We start from the raw sequence: 19,674 nt of genomic DNA on the forward strand, positions 1-19,674 counted from the left end.
AGGTATTTTGCCTTGATGGCGTAGGGTTCAGCGCAGCGCCCGTGGCGAGGAGCTTGCTCCCGCTATGTGGGAGCAAGGCTTGCCCGCGATGAAGACGACGCGGTCCTGCAGAATTGAGGCGCCTGTTTCATCAGCAAGCTTTGCTCCCACAGCCTGGGCGGCGCCCGCTTGTCAGATGCCTACACCACCTCCAGGTACGACTCATGAACGGTTTCGCCCAGGTGTCGGATCTGCTCGATGAGGTCGGTCAGCCATGGGTGCAGGCCCGAGGCGAGGATTTCGTCGATGCCGGAATAGCGCAGGCGGGCGTTCAGTTCGGCCGCCAGACGCTGGGCCGGCCGACCGTTGTGGCCCGGCAGGCTGGCGAGGATGTCGTCCAGTTCTTCGATGCAGGCGTGCAGCGAGCGCGGGACGTCGGCGCGCAACAGCAACATCTCCGAGACCTGCTCGGCATTGGGCGCGTTGCGGTAGATTTCGTTGAATGCCTCGAACGAAGACAGCGCCCGCAGCAAGGCGCTCCACTGGTAATAGCCACGGGCCGAATTGTCGCTGACTTCCTCTGACTCCTCGCCGAACATTTCGTAGCGCGAATCCAGCAGGCGCAGGGTGTTGTCGGCCCGCTCGATGAAAGTACCCAGGCGGATGAAACGATAGGCATCGTTGCGCATGATGGTGCCCGAGGTGGCGCCGCGAAACAGGTGCGAACGCTCCTTGACCCATTCACAGAAGTGGCTGATGCCATAGCGCCCCAGACCACTGCTGGCGATGTTGCGCATCTCCAGCCAGGTGGCGTTGATGTTTTCCCACATGTCCGCGGTGATGCGTCCGCGTACGGCGTGGGCATTGGTCCGTGCCGCCCGCAGGCAGCTGTAGATGCTTCCCGGGTTGGTCTCGTCCAGCGCAAAGAAATGCAACATGTGTTCGCTGTTGAGCGCGCCATGACGGGCGTGGTAGTCGTCCAGCGTACCGGCCGCCAGCAACGACATCGCCAGTTCGGTATGCCCCTCGCTGCGCCCGGCCTGGGGCATCAGCGACAGCGAGTAACTGACTTCGAGCATGCGCGCCAGGTTCTCGGCACGCTCCAGGTAACGGGACATCCAGTAGAGGTCCGAAGCGGTTCTTGAAAGCATGTGTCAGTCCTCCACGACCCAAGTGTCTTTAGTGCCACCGCCCTGGGACGAGTTCACCACCAGCGAGCCTTCGCGCAGCGCCACGCGGGTCAGGCCACCGGGCACCAGGCGGGTTTCCTTGCCCGACAACACGAATGGGCGCAGGTCGATGTGACGCGGCGCGATACCGCTCTCGACAAAGGTCGGGCACGTCGACAGGCTCAAGGTCGGCTGGGCGATGTAGGCTTCGGGACGGGCCTTGAGGCGGGCGCGGAAATCTTCGATCTGCGCAGCGGTCGCAGCCGGCCCCACCAACATGCCATAGCCTCCGGAGCCCTGGGTTTCCTTGACCACCAGATCCGGCAGGTTCGCCAGCACATGGGACAGGTCCTGGGGTTTGCGGCATTGCCAGGTGGGTACGTTCTTCAGGATCGGCTCCTCGGTGAGGTAGAAACGGATCATCTCGTCGACATACGGGTAGATCGACTTGTCATCGGCCACGCCGGTCCCGACCGCGTTCGCCAACACTACGTTGCCCGCCAGGTAAGCGCTGATCAGCCCCGGAACGCCCAACATGGAATCGGGGTTGAAGGCCAGCGGGTCGAGATAGGCATCGTCCAGGCGCCGGTAAATCACGTCCACCGGTTTCGGGCCGGCAGTGGTACGCATGTAGACGCGCTCGTCACGCACGAACAAATCGGCGCCCTCCACCAGCTCCACCCCCATTTCACGGGCCAGGAACGCATGCTCGAAATAGGCGCTGTTGAAGCGCCCCGGGGTCAGGACCACGGCGGTCGGGTTTTCCAGCGGGCTCGAACGCTTGAGGGTATCGATCAACAGGTTCGGGTAGTGGTCGATGGGCGCCACGCGTTGGGCGGCGAAGAGTTCGGGAAACAGGCGCATCATCATCTTGCGGTCTTCGAGCATGTAGCTCACGCCGCTGGGGGTACGCAGGTTGTCTTCCAGCACGTAATAACTGCCGTCGCCGTCGCGCACCAGGTCGACGCCGGCGATGTGGGCGTAGATGTCCCGGTGCAGGTTCAGGCCCTGCATCGCGACCTGGTACCCCTCGTTGGCGAGCACCTGTTCGGCCGGAATGATTCCCTCCTTGAGGATCCGCTGCCCATGGTAGATGTCCGCGAGGAACATGTTCAGGGCCTGCACCCGTTGAATGCAGCCGCGCTCGACCACCTTCCATTCACTGGCCTTGATGCTGCGCGGAATGATGTCGAACGGAATCAGGCGCTCGGTGCCCTGTTCGTCCCCATAGAGGGTGAAGGTGATACCGGCTCGATGGAACAGCAGGTCGGCTTCGCGGCGGCGCTGGTCGAGCAGTTCTGTCGGCGCGTCCGCCAGCCAGCGAGCGAAGGCTTGATAGTGCGGGCGGCAGTCACCCGTGGCGTCATACATTTCATTAAAAAAAGCTCGGGGCATAGCCAACTCCCAGCCGCGTTCTACACGGCATTTCTTATCACTTCGTCATTCCAATGATTCGGCCTTGCTTCGTTTTAATGAGCCCTGTTTCTCTGAGTACCTCGTCGGCATGGGTCTCTGGTCCGGCCTTTGCGTCTGGATGACGTGCGCCCCCCTTAGGTTAAATCCGCGTGATGAATCCCCTCCTGCAATGAAGCCATCGGTGCGTGGCTTGGATTGTTGAAGCGTAGCAAACGTTATGCCTAAGCACCGGGCAGCAAGAAATTGCTGGAAAAAAACAGCAAAAATTACGATCGGGCGAAATTTTTTGTCGCTTTTGCGACAGAAGCAGGCGCTACCGCTGAAACGTTTTATTCCAGCGTTCCCAGGAGGACGCGGGAACGAGTCGAATAGGTGCACAAGGACCGGTAACAGCGCGCGAATGCCCTGAAAAGGGGAAATTTTTACTCGCGGCACAAGGCGTGCAAGAACGCCTTCTCACCATCAGGAACAAAAAACAAGGCATACCGATTAACCCGATATGCCTTGTTCCGTCACCGCCTGTCCGTGCGGACAGGCTTCTGTTACGGCGTAGCGCGACGCACAACGTTTTCTTTACAGCGTCCCAGAGACTTTCTTGAACACGTCCTCAGGCACCCATCCTTTCCAATCGGCGGTGTGGTTACGCAAGTAATAGCGTGCCGTTTGCTCGGGCGTCTCCTTGTTGGCAACCATTCGGGTGGCCAGCGTCCGGATGGTATCGGTTCCCACGAACATCGACTTCAGGAACGGAATGACGCCCGGATGCTCTTTGGCGAACCGGGCCGACGTGTACTTATTGAGCGGGATATCAGCGTAGGCACAGGCTTGTCGGCTCCCGATGCCTTCCTTGAACTGGGCAAGGCTTTGCTTGATCGCTTCCCAGCAGGCTTCGCTATAGGCGGGCTCCTCCAGGCGCGTGAGGGCCAGCTCGCCCATCAGGGGGCTCGGATCCCAGTAGTACGTCATGAAGGGCTGCCCTTTTTCGTAAGCGGAAACGATGGCGGCGTTGAGCGCCGACTCGGACTTGAGCTCCACTGGCGTGAACGTTTTATCGATCCCGTAGGTGGCCATTTTAATCAGGTTGATTTCCCGGCACGCCCAACTGCTGATGCAGTTCAACCAGGTCGCCTTGCCCGAACCCGATGCCTGCCTGAAGAGCTCTGCATATTTGGGAAGATCTGCGACGCTTTTCAGATCCGGGGTCGTCGGTTTGATCCCGCGTGCGGCATCGCCCTTGATCATGTAGGTGGGGACATAGAACGCCTGGGTGAGGCGTTCGTAGGTGGGGCCGAAGTCTAGGATGGCTTGCTTCGCCGTCTGATCCTGAACCCACTGAGGCATCAGCGAGGTAAAGACTTCCATGTTGATGTCGATGGCACCGGTCTCCATCGCGCTCTGCATTTGCGCAATATCCAGGCTGACGGACTCCACATTCATCCCGTATCCATGCTTGAGGATGTACATGGCGATATGGTTATCGATCTGGATGTTTTCCCAGCCACCATCGTAGAACCGGATTGGACGCGGGTCGGATGTCGCCAAAGCCCAGTGGGATGTCAGGCTCAGGATGAAGCACAGCACAGTACGCAGGAACATTGAAGGCATTTGAATTCTCCTATGGATGAACGTTTTCTGCTGGGCGATGGGTGGCTGGGGCGGGGAAACCGGCAAGCGTTTCCACCACCATGCGGGCGATCAGATCCCGCTGCCCTTCCACAAAGTAATGGTCCCCCGCGCAGAACAACGACCTGAATGCATCGCGGGTATGTTCGCGCCAACCGGTGATGTGCACGCCTGTGGCGTAGGGATCGATCCGTCCGCCAATCGAGGTAATGGGCACCGCCAGCGGGGGGTGGGCCTGGTACAGGTAGGTGTTATTTATTTCGTAGTCCGCCTTGATGATCGGAAGCATCAGGTCACGCATTTCAGCGTCATCGAACAGCGCCTGGTTGTTGGCGAAATTCATTTCCTTGAGCATGGCGATGAGTTCGCTGTCCCCCCTTGCCGTGGACTCGTCATCGGACTCGTAATTGAACTGCAGGACATCCGAAGCAAATTGATGCTCATTGTAAAAATGCGGTGCCCGGCTTCCGGCAAGGATCAGGTGCGAGGGGTGCAAGTCATGCGCTTTGGCGAGGCGTTGAGCCACTTCAAACGCCTGGACACCGCCCAGGCACAAGCCCAGGAATGCGAATGGCCGGTCCAGGTAGGGCAGCAGATCAGGCGTCAGGTTTGCCACCAACTCTTCCATGCGGGTGTACGGTTTTTCCCCCAGTCGCGCGTTGCGCCCAGGCAATTGCAGCAGGCAGAGCTCGATATGATCCGGCAGTCGGTCTGCCCACCCCTTGAACACCGCCGGCCCGCCGCCCGCATAGGGAAAGCAGATCAAGCGCAGCGTCGCCTCAGGCCGAGGGACGGGAATTACCAGGCAGCCAGAGGTCTGCTCGGCTTGCAACCTGGGCGGGCCAGCCTTTGCCGGCTCGACTGGATCGCCCTGACGGGCCGCCTCGACCTGTTCAAGGACGAAATCGCCGATGTCGTTGAGCGTGGCACCAACGATAAGCCTGCCCAGGGGAAAGTTGATGCCAAGCTTTTTCAGACTGTTGCGAAATTCAACGGTCATCAGCGAATCGAAACCCATCATCGTGAGCGACTTGTCCAAGGGCGCTGCATCGGCGTCGAAGCCTCCTGCGGCACGTGCCGCAACAGACCTCAACTGCCCCAGGATGAACGCCTGTCGTTGCTCGTCATCCAGCAACGACACAGCGTCCAGGAAAGGCACCGTCTCGCCCTCCTCCATCGTTTCGCCCGTTGGACGCTGCACATCGATCAGCGACAGGTAGGGCCAGTCGCTGGATTGCAAGTGCGCCTTATAGGGCTTCCAATCGATCGACGCGATTCCCAGGACGCCTTTTGCGGACAGGTTGTCCCACAACTGCCGCAAGCCGACTTGTGCGCAGAGGAAGTTGATGCCCAACGTCGACAGGCGTTTCTTGAACACATTGTCGATCCGACTGGCCATGCCTTCGCAGGCCCAGGGGCCCCATGCGATGCTCAAACCGGGCAAGCCCGCCATGACGCGATTTTCCATGATGGCGTCCATCGCACTGTTGGTCGCGACATAGTTCGCCTGGCCCTTGAATCCCAGCGCCGCGCTGATCGAGGAGAACCCGATGAAAAAGTCCAGAGGCTGATCGCGAGTGACGCGATCCAGCACCTGGGTGCCCTGCAGTTTTGGCAACAGGACATGACGCAGGGACGACGCGCTCAGTTTCGACAGGACAGCGTCATCCACCGCCCCCGCCAACTGCAACACACCTCGTAGTGGCCATTGCAGAGCCCCCATGTACGACGTCAGGGCTTCGACGGCCTCGCGCGTGGCAATGTCCATACGCAGATAATCGATGCTCACACCCTGGTCTCTGAACCTGTCCAGTACGGCCGAGCCGGTTGCGTCCAGCGACTTGCGTCCGACCACCGCCAAATGACAGGCGCCCTTTTCCACCAGCCAGGCAAGGACTTCGCGCCCTAGTCCGCCGAGCCCGCCGACGACCAGATAGGTCGCCTCCGCGCTTAACGCCACGAGCTGCGGCTTCCCTGGCGAAGCCTCCACAAGCCTGGGCACGTAAATGCCACCCTGGCGAATAGCGAATTGGTCCTCCTTGCTGCTCGCAAGCATCAATTGCGCGGCAAGACGCAGGTCGACATCTTCCACGTCTGGCGGCAGGTCGATGAAACCGCCCCAGAGTGCGGGCTCTTCCTGGGCGATCACTTTGGCCAATCCCCAAAGCGGGGCCTGTGCAACGTTGATCAACGAAGCAGCGCAACGGACCTTGACCGCTGCGCGCGTCACGATCCAGAACCTGGCGGTCTCCGACCGGGGTGCGCTCGCCAACGCTTGCAGCGTGGCCAGCACGCTGTAGAGACCGGTCTCCAGGGACGCGAGGTCTTCGTGACCTGAAGGGTGATCCTGGGGCGATGCCTGCTCGGTCCCGCCGAGGTGAACCACGCCTTTGAGCGGGCATTGCGCAGAGACTGGCAGCGACTGAAACAGTTCGTGGAGGTCCTCGGGGAAGCCAGTCCTGATGTGCCAGAGATCGGCGCTGACCTGGCGGTAATCATTGGCGAACACGGCATGAACCACCGGCCCGTCCGTGCTGGGCAGGCCTTTGCGAATACCCTGGACCAGCTCACCTGTGCCACCGATAAACAGCCACACCCCAACAGGTCCCTGGTCGTCGACGACTGGCGTATGGCTGGGTAGCGGCACCCAGTCCACGGCCGTCAGCCATTGCGACTTGGCCGGCACAGGGCGCCCTATCCAATGACAGGAGCGCTGGAAGGGGTAGTTCGGGACAGTGACGCGTGTCGATGTCGAGCCGTTCAGAAGCCTATTCCAGTCCAGCTCGACCCCGGACTCGAATAGCTATCCCGCGCTTTGCAGGAGCTGTTCCCGATCGGCGACCTTACTGCTCAGGCTGGCTATCCAAGTGGCCTGGTCGGCATCATCGGGTTGCAGGCACGCCGCCCCGATCGTTGACAGCACCGCCTTCGGCCCGATCTCCAGAAAAGTGCGGCCACCGTTTTCGAATGCACCTTGGATACAGTCCATGAAGCGTACCGGCTGGCGAACATGTTCCAGCCAGTACTCCGGCGTCACCAGGGGCGCTGTCGCGATCTTTGCGCTGACGTTACTGATCAATGGATAGCGCGGTGGCGACAGGCTGATGCGCTTGAGCACCGAGCCAAAGGAGGCCAGCATCGGTTCCATCAGTGACGAGTGAAACCCGTGGGAAACATTCAGGCGCGTGTAGCGGGTTTGCCGGGTATCGAGCACGCCGTGAAGCCTGTCCAATTCAATCAAGGCGCCGGAAACCACCACATTTTCCGGGCCATTGATGGCCGCGATGCTCAGGTCAATGGCGTGTTCCGCCAGCAGTCGTTCCAACGCGTCGCGCTGGAGGGTGATGGCTGACATTCCACCATCGCGGGGCAGCGCCTGCATAAGGCGACCGCGCTCGGCGACCAGGCTCATACCGTCTTCCAGGCTGAATACTCCCGCCACGCAAGCCGCCGAAAACTCACCGAGGCTATGCCCGAGCAGGATATCCGGGACGACGCCCAAGCTCAGCCACACCTGGGCAAGGGAATATTCCAGCGCAAACAACGCAGGTTGTGCGTAGCGCGTTTGATCGAGCAGCCCGGCATCATCCTTCGCTGAAGGGTAAAGGATCGAGAGCAAGGAGACGCCCATGCAGGATCGCGCAATCGCATCGCAGCGATCGAGGGACGCCCGAAACACCTCGTTATGCGCGTAGAGATCCTTGCCCATGCCTGGAAACTGGGCACCTTGCCCGGTGAACACAAACACCAGCCCGGTCTCCCTGGCAGGGTCGACCCAGCGAATAGCCGGGTCTGCCTGTTGGAGCTTGGCGAGCAGGGTTTCTGCCTGGCAGGCCGATGCGGTAAAACGAAAAGGGAACTCCGCCCGCCCGGCCCGGGCGCTGTAGCAGATATCGCCGAGGGACGGCGTCCCAGGACGGTCAAGCCATTCCCGGTACTGGGCGATCTGCTCTTTCAGGGCGCCGCGGTCCTTCGCACAAAGCGCCAGGAGATAAGGGCCGTCGGCCTCGTTCTCCGAAGGGGCCGGCCGCGACGGAGCCTCCTCGAGAACGACGTGTGCGTTCGTCCCCCCTACGCCGAAAGAACTGACGCCTGCGCGGCGCGGCAAGTCAGTGGCCGGCCAAGGGAGGGTTCGAGCGTTGATGAAGAACGGACTGCCGTCCAGATGAATGTCTTCATTGGCCTGGGTGAAGTGCAGCGTGGCGGGAATCGTCCGGTGCTTGAGGGCCAACACGGTCTTGATAAAACCTGCCACGCCAGCGGCGGCGATGAGATGACCGATGTTGGTTTTCACCGCCCCCAATGCACAGGCGCCTGCCCTGGCACCGTGCTGCTTGAACACATCCCCAAGCGCCTTGAACTCTATCGGATCACCCAACGGGGTGCCTGTCCCATGGGTTTCCACGAAACCCAGGGTCGCAGCGCTCACCTGCGCATTCGCCAGCGCTTGCTCAATGACTTGGGCTTGTCCCTGAGAGCTGGGCGCGGCAAAACTGACCTTATTGGCGCCGTCGTTATTGATCGCCGATCCCTTGATGACCACCTGGATGGAATCGCCTGCTTCCAGGGCGTCGCAAAGACGCTTGAGCGTGACCAGCCCGGCGCCGCTTCCGAAGATCGTGCCCTGAGCGGATGAATCGAATGCCCGACAATGCCCATCCGGCGACTGGATCATCCCCTCTTGGTAGACGTAACCGACGGCATGGGGGACCAGCACGCTCACACCACCCGCCAAAGCGACATCGCACTCGCCCAGCAACAGGCTTTGACAGGCCATGTGGATCGAGACCAGCGAAGTCGAGCACGCCGTCTGGATATTCAGCGCGGGCCCCCGCAAGCCCAGTTTGTAAGCGATTCGCGTCGACAGGTAATCCTTGTCGTTGCCCAACAGATTCATGAAGCCGGCACTGCTGTCCAGAAAACCGATTTCGCCGCTCTGCGCGCCTAAAACCTGGTTATGCAGATAGTCGTTATTGCCTGCACCGGCGAAAACGCCGATGTTCAGGGCCTCACGGTCCTTGCTCAACCCCGCGGCGTCCAACGCCTCCCAGGCGCATTCGAGCAGCAGTCGATGCTGGGGATCGGTAATCGCCGCTTCGCGGGCCGGCATCTCGAAGAAACCGGCATCGAACCGATCGATATTGTCCAGGCGGGCCGCCCTGGCAACGTAGTCCTCTCGGTCGACCCGTTCGGCCGCCACCCCGGCCTCCAGCAAGGCCCCCCGCGAAATGGAGTCGATGGATTCCCGCCCCGAGACCAGGTTGTCCCAGAAGTCGTCGACGCAATTGGCACCCGGAAATCGGCAAGCCATGGAAATGACGGCAATATCATTCCCGTGATAGTTGGTTTCGCTCATCCTCTTCTCTCCCAAAATTGAAGGTGACGAGTGGCCTGTGTGGCCACTAGAGCTGCTTCTGGCGTCTACGCGCTGCTGATCGGATGGCCGCAGATCTGCGGTCCACGCTCGAAGAGGAAGGCGGATTCACGGACAAGGCGTCACCCGCCCCCAGCTTTTGATTGATCAGGCGGGTTTGCGCATCGAGGCTGTTTTCTTCGAACAGCTCGGTGACTTGAAGCTTCAAGCCAAAGGCCTCGTTCAATGCCCGGGTCAGGTTGACGATGAGCAGAGAGGATCCTCCCTGGGCAAAAAAACTCTGCGTCGGATGTATCGAGGCAATCATCAGGATGTCCGACCATATCTGCGTCAGGCGCTGCTTGACCGACAATGACTGATCGTCCGCAGGCCAGTGCCTGGGTTGGACGCGAGGCGCAAACCGCTCAAGGGCGGCGACATCCAACTTGCCGTTGAAGGTCAGCGGGAAGCGCTCCAGGAAAATGAAATGGGCGGGAATCATGTAGGAAGGCACATGGGCTCGGAGAGAGGCCTTGAGTTGCTCGATGACCTCTTGCCGCATGGCGGCATCCCCGACTTCCCGGACAGCAGGGGGTTCAATCGACGTGTCGCCCATCGCAGGACGCGGCTCGAACGTAGGGTCCAGGCTGTCATGGGGCCCCACGAAGATGTCCATTGTCCCAGCGGGGAGGCGATCGCTCCAGCGCACTTTGGCCTGGCGATGACGGCTGGCGGCCCATTGACGAATGTATTCGGGGTCGCAGGCCTCGCTCGGGTGGATCGCGGAACCGCCTTCGGCAAGTTGCAGGTCCAGGCTGATCCTGGCGTTAGGAACCCCTGAAAGTATGAACGCCGAAGGGCGCGATGCCAGCCATTGACCCAGGTCTCGTTCGTGAGGACGCACGTGTTGATACGAATAGCGTACAGCCGGCTCCAGAATCGTCCGTTCATCCCTGTCGAGCCTGATGATGACGTCGTAACGATAACGGGTCATTTCATCCTTGCCCTGCCCCGCTCGCAATTCAGTCTCTACATGGACGACTCGCTCCAGCGCGTAGGCCAGTTGCTTGATCTGCAGAGGATCCAGCCACAACTCCCCTTCTCCGACCACGGGAAGTGTGCGCTGCAACTTTTTCCGTGTGCGGCTCGCGGCAGCGGACAAGACCGGTTTCAGGGACGCGTAAGGGACATCACCGATGACAATCACGCCACCTGTGCGACACAGCTCGACAGCCTTTTCAAGCACACCGACAAGATAGGCGGTGTCCGGGAAGTACTGGATGACTGAATTCAAGAGAACGACGTCGAAAGGTGCCTCATCCAGCGTACCCAGCTCGTGGGCCGCTCTCTTCATCACCGCACAGGATCCGCGGGGACTGGCGAGCGGCCCCAAACGCAGGCGCGCGCGCTCGACCGCCGCCTCGGAGGCATCGCAACCGACGTAACGAGGGAGCCCGTTCTCCAGCAGTAACGCGCCCGTCATGCCAATACCGCAGCCAATATCCAGTACCGAGTGGCCTGCGAACGCCATGACCCGCGAAGCCGTCGCCTGCACCCATTCGCGCAAATCGCTGTCCGGGATCAACTCGCCAGAGAAACTTGAGGTGTAACCACTTTCCGCACTGGCCGCTTCGTTCTTCTGGGCCGACAGGTAAGCGGCTTCCCACACGTCGAGCCAGACACCAGCGTCCGCATCGCATTGGCTGGACACCTGGTTATCCAGCACCACATAGGCGGCCAACCGGCAGTCATCCGGCGCATGCTCCACGAGCGTGACGACCGATTGACTGACCAGACCGGATTTATGCAGGGCGGATTCGATCTCGCCGGGCTCGATACGATAGCCATTCAGTTTCAGTTGGCGGTCTTTACGCCCGATAAAAACCAGCGAGTTATCAGGCCGTTGTCGAACCCGATCACCGGTGTAATAGGCCGCTGAAGCGCCATCTGTTTCGGCCAACTGAAATTTTTCCGCCGTCAGATCGTCCCGATTGAAATAACCCGCGCTGACCCCTGGCCCACCGATCACCAATTCAGACTCCAAAGGGTCTTGCGATGCAGACAATCGAAAACCGGTGCCGGGCAGAGGCTGGCCTATGGGGACGCTGGTCGCTGAACCGGTGAAATCGCTGGCGTGCAGGCGATGGCAGAAAGACCAGATCGTTGTTTCTGTCGGTCCGTAGAGGTTCCAGGCCGCCCTCGCCGAGCGGAAGATTTTTTCCCCCAACTCAACGGACAGAGTTTCACCGCCACACAGCGCTCCGACGGCGCAGGTACGGGGCCACCCTGCCGCTATCAGCAGCCTCCAGGTAGCCGGGGTGGCTTGAAGCAGAGCCCTGTCGCAGCGATCGAGCAAATGCGCGATCGCCTGGCCGTCCCGGCTCTGTTGCTCGCTGGCCAGGTACAACGTGCCACCGTGGGCAAGCGGCAGGAAGAACTCCAGGATGGAAATATCGAAGCCATAGGTCGTGGTGGAAACGAGCGCGCCCCACGCCGGAAAATCGATCACCTCATTGATCGCCGATAAGAAATAGGCGAGGTTTTGTCGGCGGACCATCACCCCTTTGGGAAGTCCCGTCGAACCCGAAGTGAACAATATGTAGGCCAGCGAGAGGTCATCGACAAGGGGTTCGAAGGGCAATGTCGAATCGCACCAGTCCACCGCCTCGATATCCAGGAATGTGCCCAGCGACCACTGGGAAAGATCAATCGACTGAGGTTTGATCACGGCGTCGAGCTGGGCGAGCCTGGAGATCAGTTCATTACGCTGCTGGGGTGAATCCGGAGGGAGTGGGATGAAGATGGCGCCTATCGACAGAACCGCAGTCAAGGCGACGATCAGGTCAGGCTCCCTGGGCAAGTGGATCCCGATCTTGCTTCCCACGCCAAGACCTTTACCCACGAGGTGCTTGGCGAGCGCCTTTCTTCGATTTGAAAGCTCAGCATAGGTGACAGCCTGACCTTGAAACACTACCGCGGTTCTTGCAGGGCACTGATCCGCCCATTCATCGATTTTGGTGACAAGATCCAATGTAATGGGTGGACCGTCGAGAGGGCTTGTTTTCGGCTGCATCATTCCAAGAACTCCTTCTACCGTTATCGGCATACAGAATTAAGATGGGCATGTATGCAGTGCCAAATGACCAGCAAAGGTATTTGGCACAACAATATCCGTCACCCCTCCACGAGGAGTGCCATAGTTGAATGTCGATCATTTATAACTAAGCAAAAAGACCCCAACAAGAACGGTGCCTATACCAACCTTTTGTCCCAAGGTGGTTATTTCCCTGTAGATGGCAATGGCTAACAACACCGTTACCCCGGAGTACACCGAACTGATAGGCGTAACAAGCGAGAGGTCACCCACTTTGGAGGCGAAGATATAAAACAGCCAACCCGCATTAACCAATAAGGAATGCGTAAAGAAATACCAGCCACGGCGTCGGGTCAGATCACCTTTTTCCAGCCGACCGTTTCTGCTCAACGCCAGTGCGGTGAAAAACACAGCCTGGGTCAAGGCGGAATAAAAGAAGGCATTGGTGACATCGAGTGCCTTTGCGGAAAAACCCAGAATGAAAAAGGCCACGCCAAACCCCACCATGGCCAGGATGGCCTGGAGAAAGCCTTGCGAGCCGCCGCGCAGCGATTGGAAGACATTGCCGGACGTCATGACAATACCGATGAAAATAATCGATACCGCGAGCCAGGCAACCGGGGCCAGGCTTTCCCGGAGGAAAATGATGGAAAAGAAGATAGTGACGAGGCTATAGGTAGAAGCGATCGGAGAGACCAGGGACAAATTGCCGACTTCACAGCCACGCATGTAGAAGTAATAGCCGGATACATACGCAGCAGAACTGCAGGCGATGATCAACACAGCGTTCGTATCGAACCTGAGCTGATGGGAAGTGATCAGATATATCCCGAGAAGGAGCGCAACAGCAAAGGTAAATAAATTGCGGACCAGCATTGTTTTCGCTGTGCCTAATTGGCGAATCATAAGACTTTGAATAAAGTCCGAGATCCCCCAACACAACATCACCATCAATCCGCCAAACACTCCGCTATCCATGCAGAACAACTCCCAACATTCTCAGACCCGGCTATCTTGGCCAAGTCTTGCATGTCCCCACCAGGCAACGCTTTGGAAGCCTATATTCAGATAACGAATTGTCAATTTTTTCTCTTAGCTCGATTTGCGATTAGCTTATGCCTTAGGCTCTGTATGAAAAGTCTTGAGACGAAGGTCAGGCAAGGCGAAAACAGCCGAGAAAGCGGAGTTGACTGGTTGTCAATGAGCATTCCGAGGCTGTTTTCAACGCAGCATGAACGAGTATCAAGGTTTTTCATACAGAGCCTAATACAACGAGAAAGAGCCATGCGCCCCCACCCCCCAAAGCAGAGTCCCTAGGCGAAAAACCACTCCGAGCGCCCCCCCCTCTCTCGTCGTTCTCCGCCGCCCATGCCCCTCCGAGCGATGGGCCTGCCCTGTCTGGCTAGTCCTTCTGTCGCCCGCTCGCGAACAAACTCAACGGACCACTTGCGCTTACAGTATTATGGTATACCATCATACGTATCAACTTTTCCCACCCCTCCCATGGAGCAGCTCATGAGTTTCGAAATCCGCAAGATCGTCAGTTATGTCGAAGAAACCTTTATCGAAGGCGGCAAGGCCACCGATAAGCCGGTGACCATGGTCGGGCTGGCAGTCGTCATCAAGAACCCATGGCTGGGCCGTGGTTTCGTCGAAGACCTGAAGCCGGAAATCCGTGCCAATTGCTCGGACCTCGGCGCACTGATGGTCGAGCGTCTGGTGGGCATCATTGGCGGCGCAGAAAAAATCGAGGCCTACGGCAAGGCCGCTGTCGTCGGCGCCGACGGTGAAATCGAGCACGCCTCTGCCGTGATCCATACCCTGCGCTTCGGCAACCATTACCGCGAAGCGGTCAAGGCCAAGAGCTACCTGAGCTTCACCAACAAGCGCGGCGGCCCTGGCACCTCGATCCAGATCCCGATGATGCACAAGGACGACGAAGGCCTGCGTTCGCACTACATCACCCTGGAAATGCAGATCGAAGACGCACCGCGCGCCGATGAAATCGTGGTGGTATTGGGTTGCGCCGATGGCGGCCGCGTACATCCGCGTATCGGTAACCGTTACATCGATCTGGAAGAACTGGCTGCCGAGAAGGCGCAGTAATCCGACCCGGCACCCACAACAAGAAAAGGCATGCAGGAGCGCTCAATGATTCGGCTCACCGCTGAACTCACCCCGGCCGGCACCAGTTACCTGGCGACCGGCCAAGGCCAGCCCGTGGTCTTGATCCACGGCGTGGGCCTGAACAAAGAAATGTGGGGCGGCCAGATCGTTGGCCTGGCCACGAAATACCGGGTCATTGCCTACGACATGCTCGGCCATGGCGCCAGCCCACGTCCGGAAAATGGCACGTCGCTGCTGGGCTATGCCGATCAGTTGCTGGAACTGCTCGATCACCTGCAACTGCCTCAAGCCACGGTGATCGGATTTTCCATGGGTGGGCTGGTGGCGCGAGCATTTGCCCTGCATTACCCGCAGCGCCTGCAAAGCCTGGTGGTACTCAACAGTGTGTTCAATCGCAGCCCGGAGCAACGCGCCGGTGTCATCGCCCGGACCGCCCAGGCGGCCGAGCATGGCCCGGACGCCAACGCCGAGGCCGCGCTGTCGCGCTGGTTCAGTCGCGAATACCAGGCGGCCAACCCGGCGCAGATCGCCGCACTGCGTCAGACCCTGGCCAAGAACGACCCCCAGGGCTACCTGACCACCTATGAACTGTTCGCCACCCAGGACATGTATCGCGCCGATGACCTGGGCAGCATCCAGGTGCCGACGTTGATCGCCACCGGTGAACTGGACCCGGGCTCGACCCCGGAAATGGCCGAACAACTGGCCGCGCGCATTCCCGGCGCCGCCGTTGCCGTACTCGCCGAGCAACGGCATATGATGCCGGTGGAATCGCCACGCCTGGTCAACCAGTTGCTGTTGGAGTTTCTCGACAAGGCGTACTCCCGACAAAATCCAATAAAGGGGATCGTTGCATGACGCTCGCACGCTTCCAGATGTGCATCGGCGGTGAATGGGTCGATGCCCTGTCCGGCAAGACCTTCGAAAGCCTGAATCCCGCCCTGGCCCAGGCCTGGGCCGAACTGCCCGATGCCGGCGAAGCCGATGTCGAACGCGCCGTCCAGGCCGCGCAGACGGCGTTCGACAGCCCTGCCTGGCGTGGCCTTACCGCGACCGCCCGTGGCAAATTGCTGCGCCGTCTCGGTGACCTGATCGCCGAGAACAAGGAACAACTGGCCCAGCTGGAAAGCCGCGACAACGGCAAGCTGATCCGCGAAACCCGCGGCCAGGTGGGCTATCTGCCGGAGTTTTTCCACTACACCGCGGGCCTGGCCGACAAACTCGAAGGCGGCACCCTGCCCCTCGACAAGCCGGACATGTTTGCCTACACCGTGCATGAAGCCATGGGCGTGGTGGCGGCAATCATTCCCTGGAACAGCCCGCTGTACCTGACCGCGATCAAGCTCGCCCCCGCACTGGCAGCCGGCAACACCATCGTGATCAAGCCGTCCGAACACGCCTCGGCGACCATCCTGGAGCTGGCGCGCCTGGCCCTGCAGGCGGGGTTTCCAGCCGGCGTGGTCAACGTCGTGACCGGTTACGGTCCAAGCACCGGCGCCGCCCTCACCCGCCATCCGCTGGTACGCAAGATCGCCTTCACCGGCGGCGCCGCCACGGCTCGCCATGTGGTGCGCAGCAGCGCGGATAACTTCGCCAAGCTGTCCTTGGAACTGGGGGGCAAGTCGCCCAATATCATCTTCGCCGACGCCGACCTCGACAGCGCCATCAACGGTGCGATTGCCGGGATCTATGCGGCGTCGGGCCAGAGTTGCGTGTCTGGCTCGCGGCTGTTGGTGCAGGACGAAATCTACGATGAGTTCGTCTCGCGCCTGGAAGAGCGCGCCAAGCGCATCCGCATCGGCAACCCGCAAGACGACAGCAGCGAAATGGGCCCGATGGCCACCGCCCAGCAATTGGCCGTGGTCGAAGGCCTGGTGGCCGACGCCATCGCCGAGGGTGCGCGCCTGCGCCTCGGTGGCAAGCGTCCGCAGAATCTGGGCGAAGGCTGGTTCTATGAGCCGACCCTGTTCGAATGCGACCGCAATTCGATGAAGATCATGCAGGAAGAAGTCTTCGGCCCGGTGGCCTCGGTGATTCGTTTCAAGGACGAAGCCGAAGCCCTGGCCATCGCCAACGACTCGCAGTTCGGCCTCGCCGCCGGTATCTGGACCCGCGACCTCGGCCGCGCCCATCGGCTGGCCCGGGACGTGCGTTCGGGGATCATCTGGGTCAACACCTACCGCGCGGTGTCGGCCATGGCGCCTATCGGCGGCTTCAAGAACAGTGGCTACGGACGCGAAAGCGGCATCGATTCGGTGCTCGCCTACACCGAACTCAAAACCGTGTGGATCAACCTTTCCCAGGCCCCGATGCCTGACCCGTTCGTGATGCGCTAGGAGTCCTGAAAAATGATCGAACCCGGCATTTACAAAGAAGTCATGGGCTCGTTCCCGTCCGGCGTCACGGTGGTCACCACCCTGGACCCGGAGGGGAACATCGTCGGCATCACTGCCAGCGCGTTCAGCGCGCTGTCGATCGACCCGGCACTGGTGCTGTTCTGCCCCAACTACGCCTCCGACACCTACCCGATCCTGCGCGACAGCAAACAGTTCGCGATCCACTTGCTGTCCGCCGACCAGACCGCCGAGGCCTACGCCTTTGCCGGTAAAGGCAAGGACAAGGCCAAAGGCATCGACTGGCACTTGAGCGATCTGGGCAATCCGATCCTGGCCAAGGCCACGGCGATCATCGAGTGCGAACTGTGGCGCGAATACGACGGCGGCGACCACGCGATCATCGTCGGCGCGGTGAAGCACCTGATCCTGCCCGAAGATCCGGTCACGCCGATGATCTACCACAAGGGCAAGCTGGGCGCCCTGCCCGCGCTGGGCTGAGCCGAATCGGTCCGGACCTGTGGGAGCAAGGCTTGCCCGCGATGAGTGCTAGGCAATTTTGCAAAGATCCAGGCGCCTGCATCGCGAGCAAGCCTTGCTCCCACAGATATTTCCCCACCAACTGAACCTTTTTCAGCATTTTCAGGAGCCGGCATGAGTCCAGCAGCCTCGCAACTGTTCCGCCAGCAGGCTTATATCGACGGCCAATGGGTCGAAGCGCCCGATGGTGCCTGCCAGGACATTTTCAATCCGGCCAACGGCGAGTTGATCGGCCGCGTCCCGAACCTGGGCGCCGAACACGCCCGCCAGGCCATCGCTGCCGCCGACAGGGCCTGGCCGGCCTGGCGCGGACTGACCGCCAAGGAGCGCAGCCAGATCCTCAAGCGCTGGCACGGGCTGATGCTTGAAAACGCCGATGCGCTGGCAGAAATCCTCACCCTCGAACAAGGCAAGCCGCTGACCGAAGCCAAAGGCGAAATTCTCTACGCCGCCAGCTTCATCGAATGGTTCGCCGAGGAAGCCAAACGCATCTATGGCGACACCATCCCCAGCCACAAGGGCGACGCCCGCATCGTGGTGAGCAAGGAGCCCATTGGGGTCGTCGCAGCCATCACCCCGTGGAACTTCCCGGCGGCGATGATCACCCGCAAGGCCGGCCCCGCCCTGGCCGCCGGCTGTCCCTGCATCGTCAAGCCTGCGCCGGAAACACCATTCTCGGCCCTGGCCCTGGCAGCCCTGGCGGAACAAGCCGGGATTCCAGCCGGGATCTTCAACGTGATTACCGGCGATGCCGTGGCCATCGGCGGCGAGCTGACGGGCAGTCCGTTGGTACGCAAGCTGTCGTTCACCGGCTCCACGGCCATTGGCAAACTGCTGATGGCGCAGTGCGCGCCAACCTTGAAGAAGGTCTCGCTGGAGCTGGGCGGCAACGCCCCTTTTATCGTCTTCGATGACGCCGATCTGGAGCGCGCGGTGGACGGTGCGTTGATCGCCAAGTTCCGCAATGCCGGACAAACCTGCGTCTGCGTCAACCGTTTCCTGGTCCAGGATGGCATTCACGATGCCTTTGTCGCGCGCCTGTCCGAGCGCGTGGCACAACTGAAGGTTGGCAGCGGTTTCGAGGCCGGCGTCAGCCAGGGGCCGCTGATCAACGAGCGAGCCGTCGCCAAGGTCGAGGATCATGTCCAGGACGCCCTCGTCCACGGCGCCCGGGTGCTCTGCGGCGGCGAACGCCATGCCTTGGGTCACGGCTTCTTCCAGCCGACGGTGCTGGCCGGCGTCACGACGCAGATGAAAGTCGCCCGGGAAGAAACCTTCGGGCCGCTGGCAGCGGTTTTTCGCTTCGACAGCGAGGCCCAGGCCGTGCAGATGGCCAACGACACCGATTCCGGGCTCGCCGCCTATTGCTACACCCGCGACCTGGGTCGGGCCTGGCGCATGAGCGAGGCCTTGGAGTACGGCATGGTCGGCATCAACGAAGGGCTGATTTCAACCGAGGTAGCGCCGTTCGGTGGCGTCAAGACTTCAGGCCTGGGGCGCGAAGGCTCCAAATATGGCATCGAGGATTACCTTGAGCTCAAATACACCCTGATGGGCGGGCTCTGAGCCCCACGGGAGACAATCGAAATGAACAACGAGAAATACGAGAAAGGCTTGCAGATCCGCACCCAGGTGCTGGGCGAAACCTATGTGAAGCGCTCCATCGAAAACGCCGACGACTTCACCCGCCCCTTGCAGGAGATGGTCACCGAATACTGCTGGGGCCATGTCTGGGGTCGCGAGGGTTTGTCGCTCAAGGAACGCAGCATGATAAACTTGGCCATGATTTCGGCCCTCAATCGGCCTCACGAACTCAAGCTGCATGTGCGCGGCGCCTTGCGCAATGGCCTGAGTCGTGAACAAATACGCGAAATTCTGCTTCAGGTCGGTATTTATTGCGGTGTACCCGCAGCCGTCGACAGTTTCCGGCTCGCCCGCGAAGCCTTCGCTGAAGCCGATGCCGAGGCCTCCAGTTAACCTTGGCTGTTTCCGGACAGAGCACGTGATGATGATCGACGTGCTCTTTTTGCGTGGACAGCC

General features: G+C 60.4%; 13 protein-coding genes. 6 read left to right on the forward strand and 7 right to left on the reverse strand.

Translation table 11 applies throughout. The features are described 5' to 3' along the window. Positions 1-179: 179 nt before the first annotated feature. The 7 genes from N4Q37_RS07020 to N4Q37_RS07050 form a co-directional block, all read right to left on the reverse strand. Positions 180-1,130 carry an alpha-E domain-containing protein gene (locus tag N4Q37_RS07020; RefSeq protein WP_260956322.1) on the reverse strand — a complete coding sequence of 317 codons (951 nt, stop codon included), beginning with the start codon at positions 1,128-1,130 and terminating at the stop codon, positions 180-182. A gap of 3 nt (positions 1,131-1,133) precedes the next feature. Further along, positions 1,134-2,543, reverse strand: a complete 1,410-nt coding sequence (locus tag N4Q37_RS07025) for a circularly permuted type 2 ATP-grasp protein (RefSeq protein ID WP_260956324.1) — start codon at positions 2,541-2,543, stop codon at positions 1,134-1,136. Positions 2,544-3,137: 594 nt separating this feature from the next. Then, positions 3,138-4,169, reverse strand: a complete 1,032-nt coding sequence (locus tag N4Q37_RS07030) for a glycine betaine ABC transporter substrate-binding protein (RefSeq protein ID WP_260956325.1) — start codon at positions 4,167-4,169, stop codon at positions 3,138-3,140. Positions 4,170-4,179: 10 nt separating this feature from the next. Next, positions 4,180-6,873, reverse strand: coding sequence for an SDR family NAD(P)-dependent oxidoreductase (locus N4Q37_RS07035; protein WP_260956327.1), 2,694 nt, complete (start codon positions 6,871-6,873; stop codon positions 4,180-4,182). 117 nt (positions 6,874-6,990) lie between these two features. Next, positions 6,991-9,543, reverse strand: a complete 2,553-nt coding sequence (locus tag N4Q37_RS07040) for a type I polyketide synthase (protein WP_260956329.1) — start codon at positions 9,541-9,543, stop codon at positions 6,991-6,993. A 46-nt stretch (positions 9,544-9,589) separates the two neighbouring features. Then, positions 9,590-12,616 (reverse strand): AMP-binding protein, encoded by a 3,027-nt coding sequence (locus N4Q37_RS07045; protein WP_260956332.1) that lies wholly within the window; start codon positions 12,614-12,616, stop codon positions 9,590-9,592. Between the two features lie 135 nt (positions 12,617-12,751). Next, a complete protein-coding gene (locus tag N4Q37_RS07050) occupies positions 12,752-13,612 on the reverse strand; it encodes a DMT family transporter (protein ID WP_260956334.1) in 861 nt (286 codons plus the stop codon). Positions 13,613-14,149: 537 nt separating this feature from the next. On the opposite strand from N4Q37_RS07050, the gene N4Q37_RS07055 reads away from it, so the two are divergent. From N4Q37_RS07055 to N4Q37_RS07080, 6 genes are all read left to right on the forward strand, one after another. Next, the gene (locus N4Q37_RS07055; protein WP_260956336.1) at positions 14,150-14,740 is read left to right on the forward strand and encodes an amino acid synthesis family protein; all 591 of its coding nucleotides are present in this window, start codon (positions 14,150-14,152) and stop codon (positions 14,738-14,740) included. 45 nt (positions 14,741-14,785) lie between these two features. Further along, positions 14,786-15,619 (forward strand): alpha/beta fold hydrolase, encoded by an 834-nt coding sequence (locus N4Q37_RS07060; RefSeq protein WP_260956338.1) that lies wholly within the window; start codon positions 14,786-14,788, stop codon positions 15,617-15,619. Continuing rightward, positions 15,616-17,097: an aldehyde dehydrogenase gene (locus tag N4Q37_RS07065; RefSeq protein WP_260956340.1), complete on the forward strand. Its 1,482-nt coding sequence runs from the start codon at positions 15,616-15,618 to the stop codon at positions 17,095-17,097. Before N4Q37_RS07060 ends, N4Q37_RS07065 begins: the two co-directional genes overlap by 4 nt. Before the next feature lie 12 nt (positions 17,098-17,109). After that, complete coding sequence (locus N4Q37_RS07070) at positions 17,110-17,595, forward strand: flavin reductase family protein (RefSeq protein WP_260956342.1); 486 nt, start codon at positions 17,110-17,112, stop codon at positions 17,593-17,595. A 153-nt stretch (positions 17,596-17,748) separates the two neighbouring features. Continuing rightward, positions 17,749-19,200, forward strand: a complete 1,452-nt coding sequence (locus tag N4Q37_RS07075; protein ID WP_260956344.1) for an NAD-dependent succinate-semialdehyde dehydrogenase — start codon at positions 17,749-17,751, stop codon at positions 19,198-19,200. Between the two features lie 21 nt (positions 19,201-19,221). Beyond that, the gene (locus N4Q37_RS07080; RefSeq protein ID WP_260956345.1) at positions 19,222-19,611 is read left to right on the forward strand and encodes a carboxymuconolactone decarboxylase family protein; all 390 of its coding nucleotides are present in this window, start codon (positions 19,222-19,224) and stop codon (positions 19,609-19,611) included. Positions 19,612-19,674 lie beyond the last annotated feature (63 nt).

The sequence above is a fragment of the Pseudomonas citri genome (assembly GCF_025336485.1).
Taxonomy (GTDB): Bacteria; Pseudomonadota; Gammaproteobacteria; order Pseudomonadales; family Pseudomonadaceae; genus Aquipseudomonas; species Aquipseudomonas citri.

What these genes read in the sequence shown, in the direction of transcription:
- N4Q37_RS07045 (WP_260956332.1), bottom strand. Translation starts at nt 12,616, where the DNA reads ATGATGCAGCCGAAAACAAGCCCTCTCGACGGTCCACCCATTACATTG.
- N4Q37_RS07065 (WP_260956340.1), top strand. Translation starts at nt 15,616, where the DNA reads ATGACGCTCGCACGCTTCCAGATGTGCATCGGCGGTGAATGGGTCGAT.
- N4Q37_RS07080 (WP_260956345.1), top strand. Translation starts at nt 19,222, where the DNA reads ATGAACAACGAGAAATACGAGAAAGGCTTGCAGATCCGCACCCAGGTG.
- N4Q37_RS07050 (WP_260956334.1), bottom strand. Translation starts at nt 13,612, where the DNA reads ATGGATAGCGGAGTGTTTGGCGGATTGATGGTGATGTTGTGTTGGGGG.
- N4Q37_RS07075 (WP_260956344.1), top strand. Translation starts at nt 17,749, where the DNA reads ATGAGTCCAGCAGCCTCGCAACTGTTCCGCCAGCAGGCTTATATCGAC.
- N4Q37_RS07060 (WP_260956338.1), top strand. Translation starts at nt 14,786, where the DNA reads ATGATTCGGCTCACCGCTGAACTCACCCCGGCCGGCACCAGTTACCTG.
- N4Q37_RS07070 (WP_260956342.1), top strand. Translation starts at nt 17,110, where the DNA reads ATGATCGAACCCGGCATTTACAAAGAAGTCATGGGCTCGTTCCCGTCC.
- N4Q37_RS07040 (WP_260956329.1), bottom strand. Translation starts at nt 9,543, where the DNA reads ATGAGCGAAACCAACTATCACGGGAATGATATTGCCGTCATTTCCATG.
- N4Q37_RS07020 (WP_260956322.1), bottom strand. Translation starts at nt 1,130, where the DNA reads ATGCTTTCAAGAACCGCTTCGGACCTCTACTGGATGTCCCGTTACCTG.
- N4Q37_RS07025 (WP_260956324.1), bottom strand. Translation starts at nt 2,543, where the DNA reads ATGCCCCGAGCTTTTTTTAATGAAATGTATGACGCCACGGGTGACTGC.
- N4Q37_RS07030 (WP_260956325.1), bottom strand. Translation starts at nt 4,169, where the DNA reads ATGCCTTCAATGTTCCTGCGTACTGTGCTGTGCTTCATCCTGAGCCTG.
- N4Q37_RS07055 (WP_260956336.1), top strand. Translation starts at nt 14,150, where the DNA reads ATGAGTTTCGAAATCCGCAAGATCGTCAGTTATGTCGAAGAAACCTTT.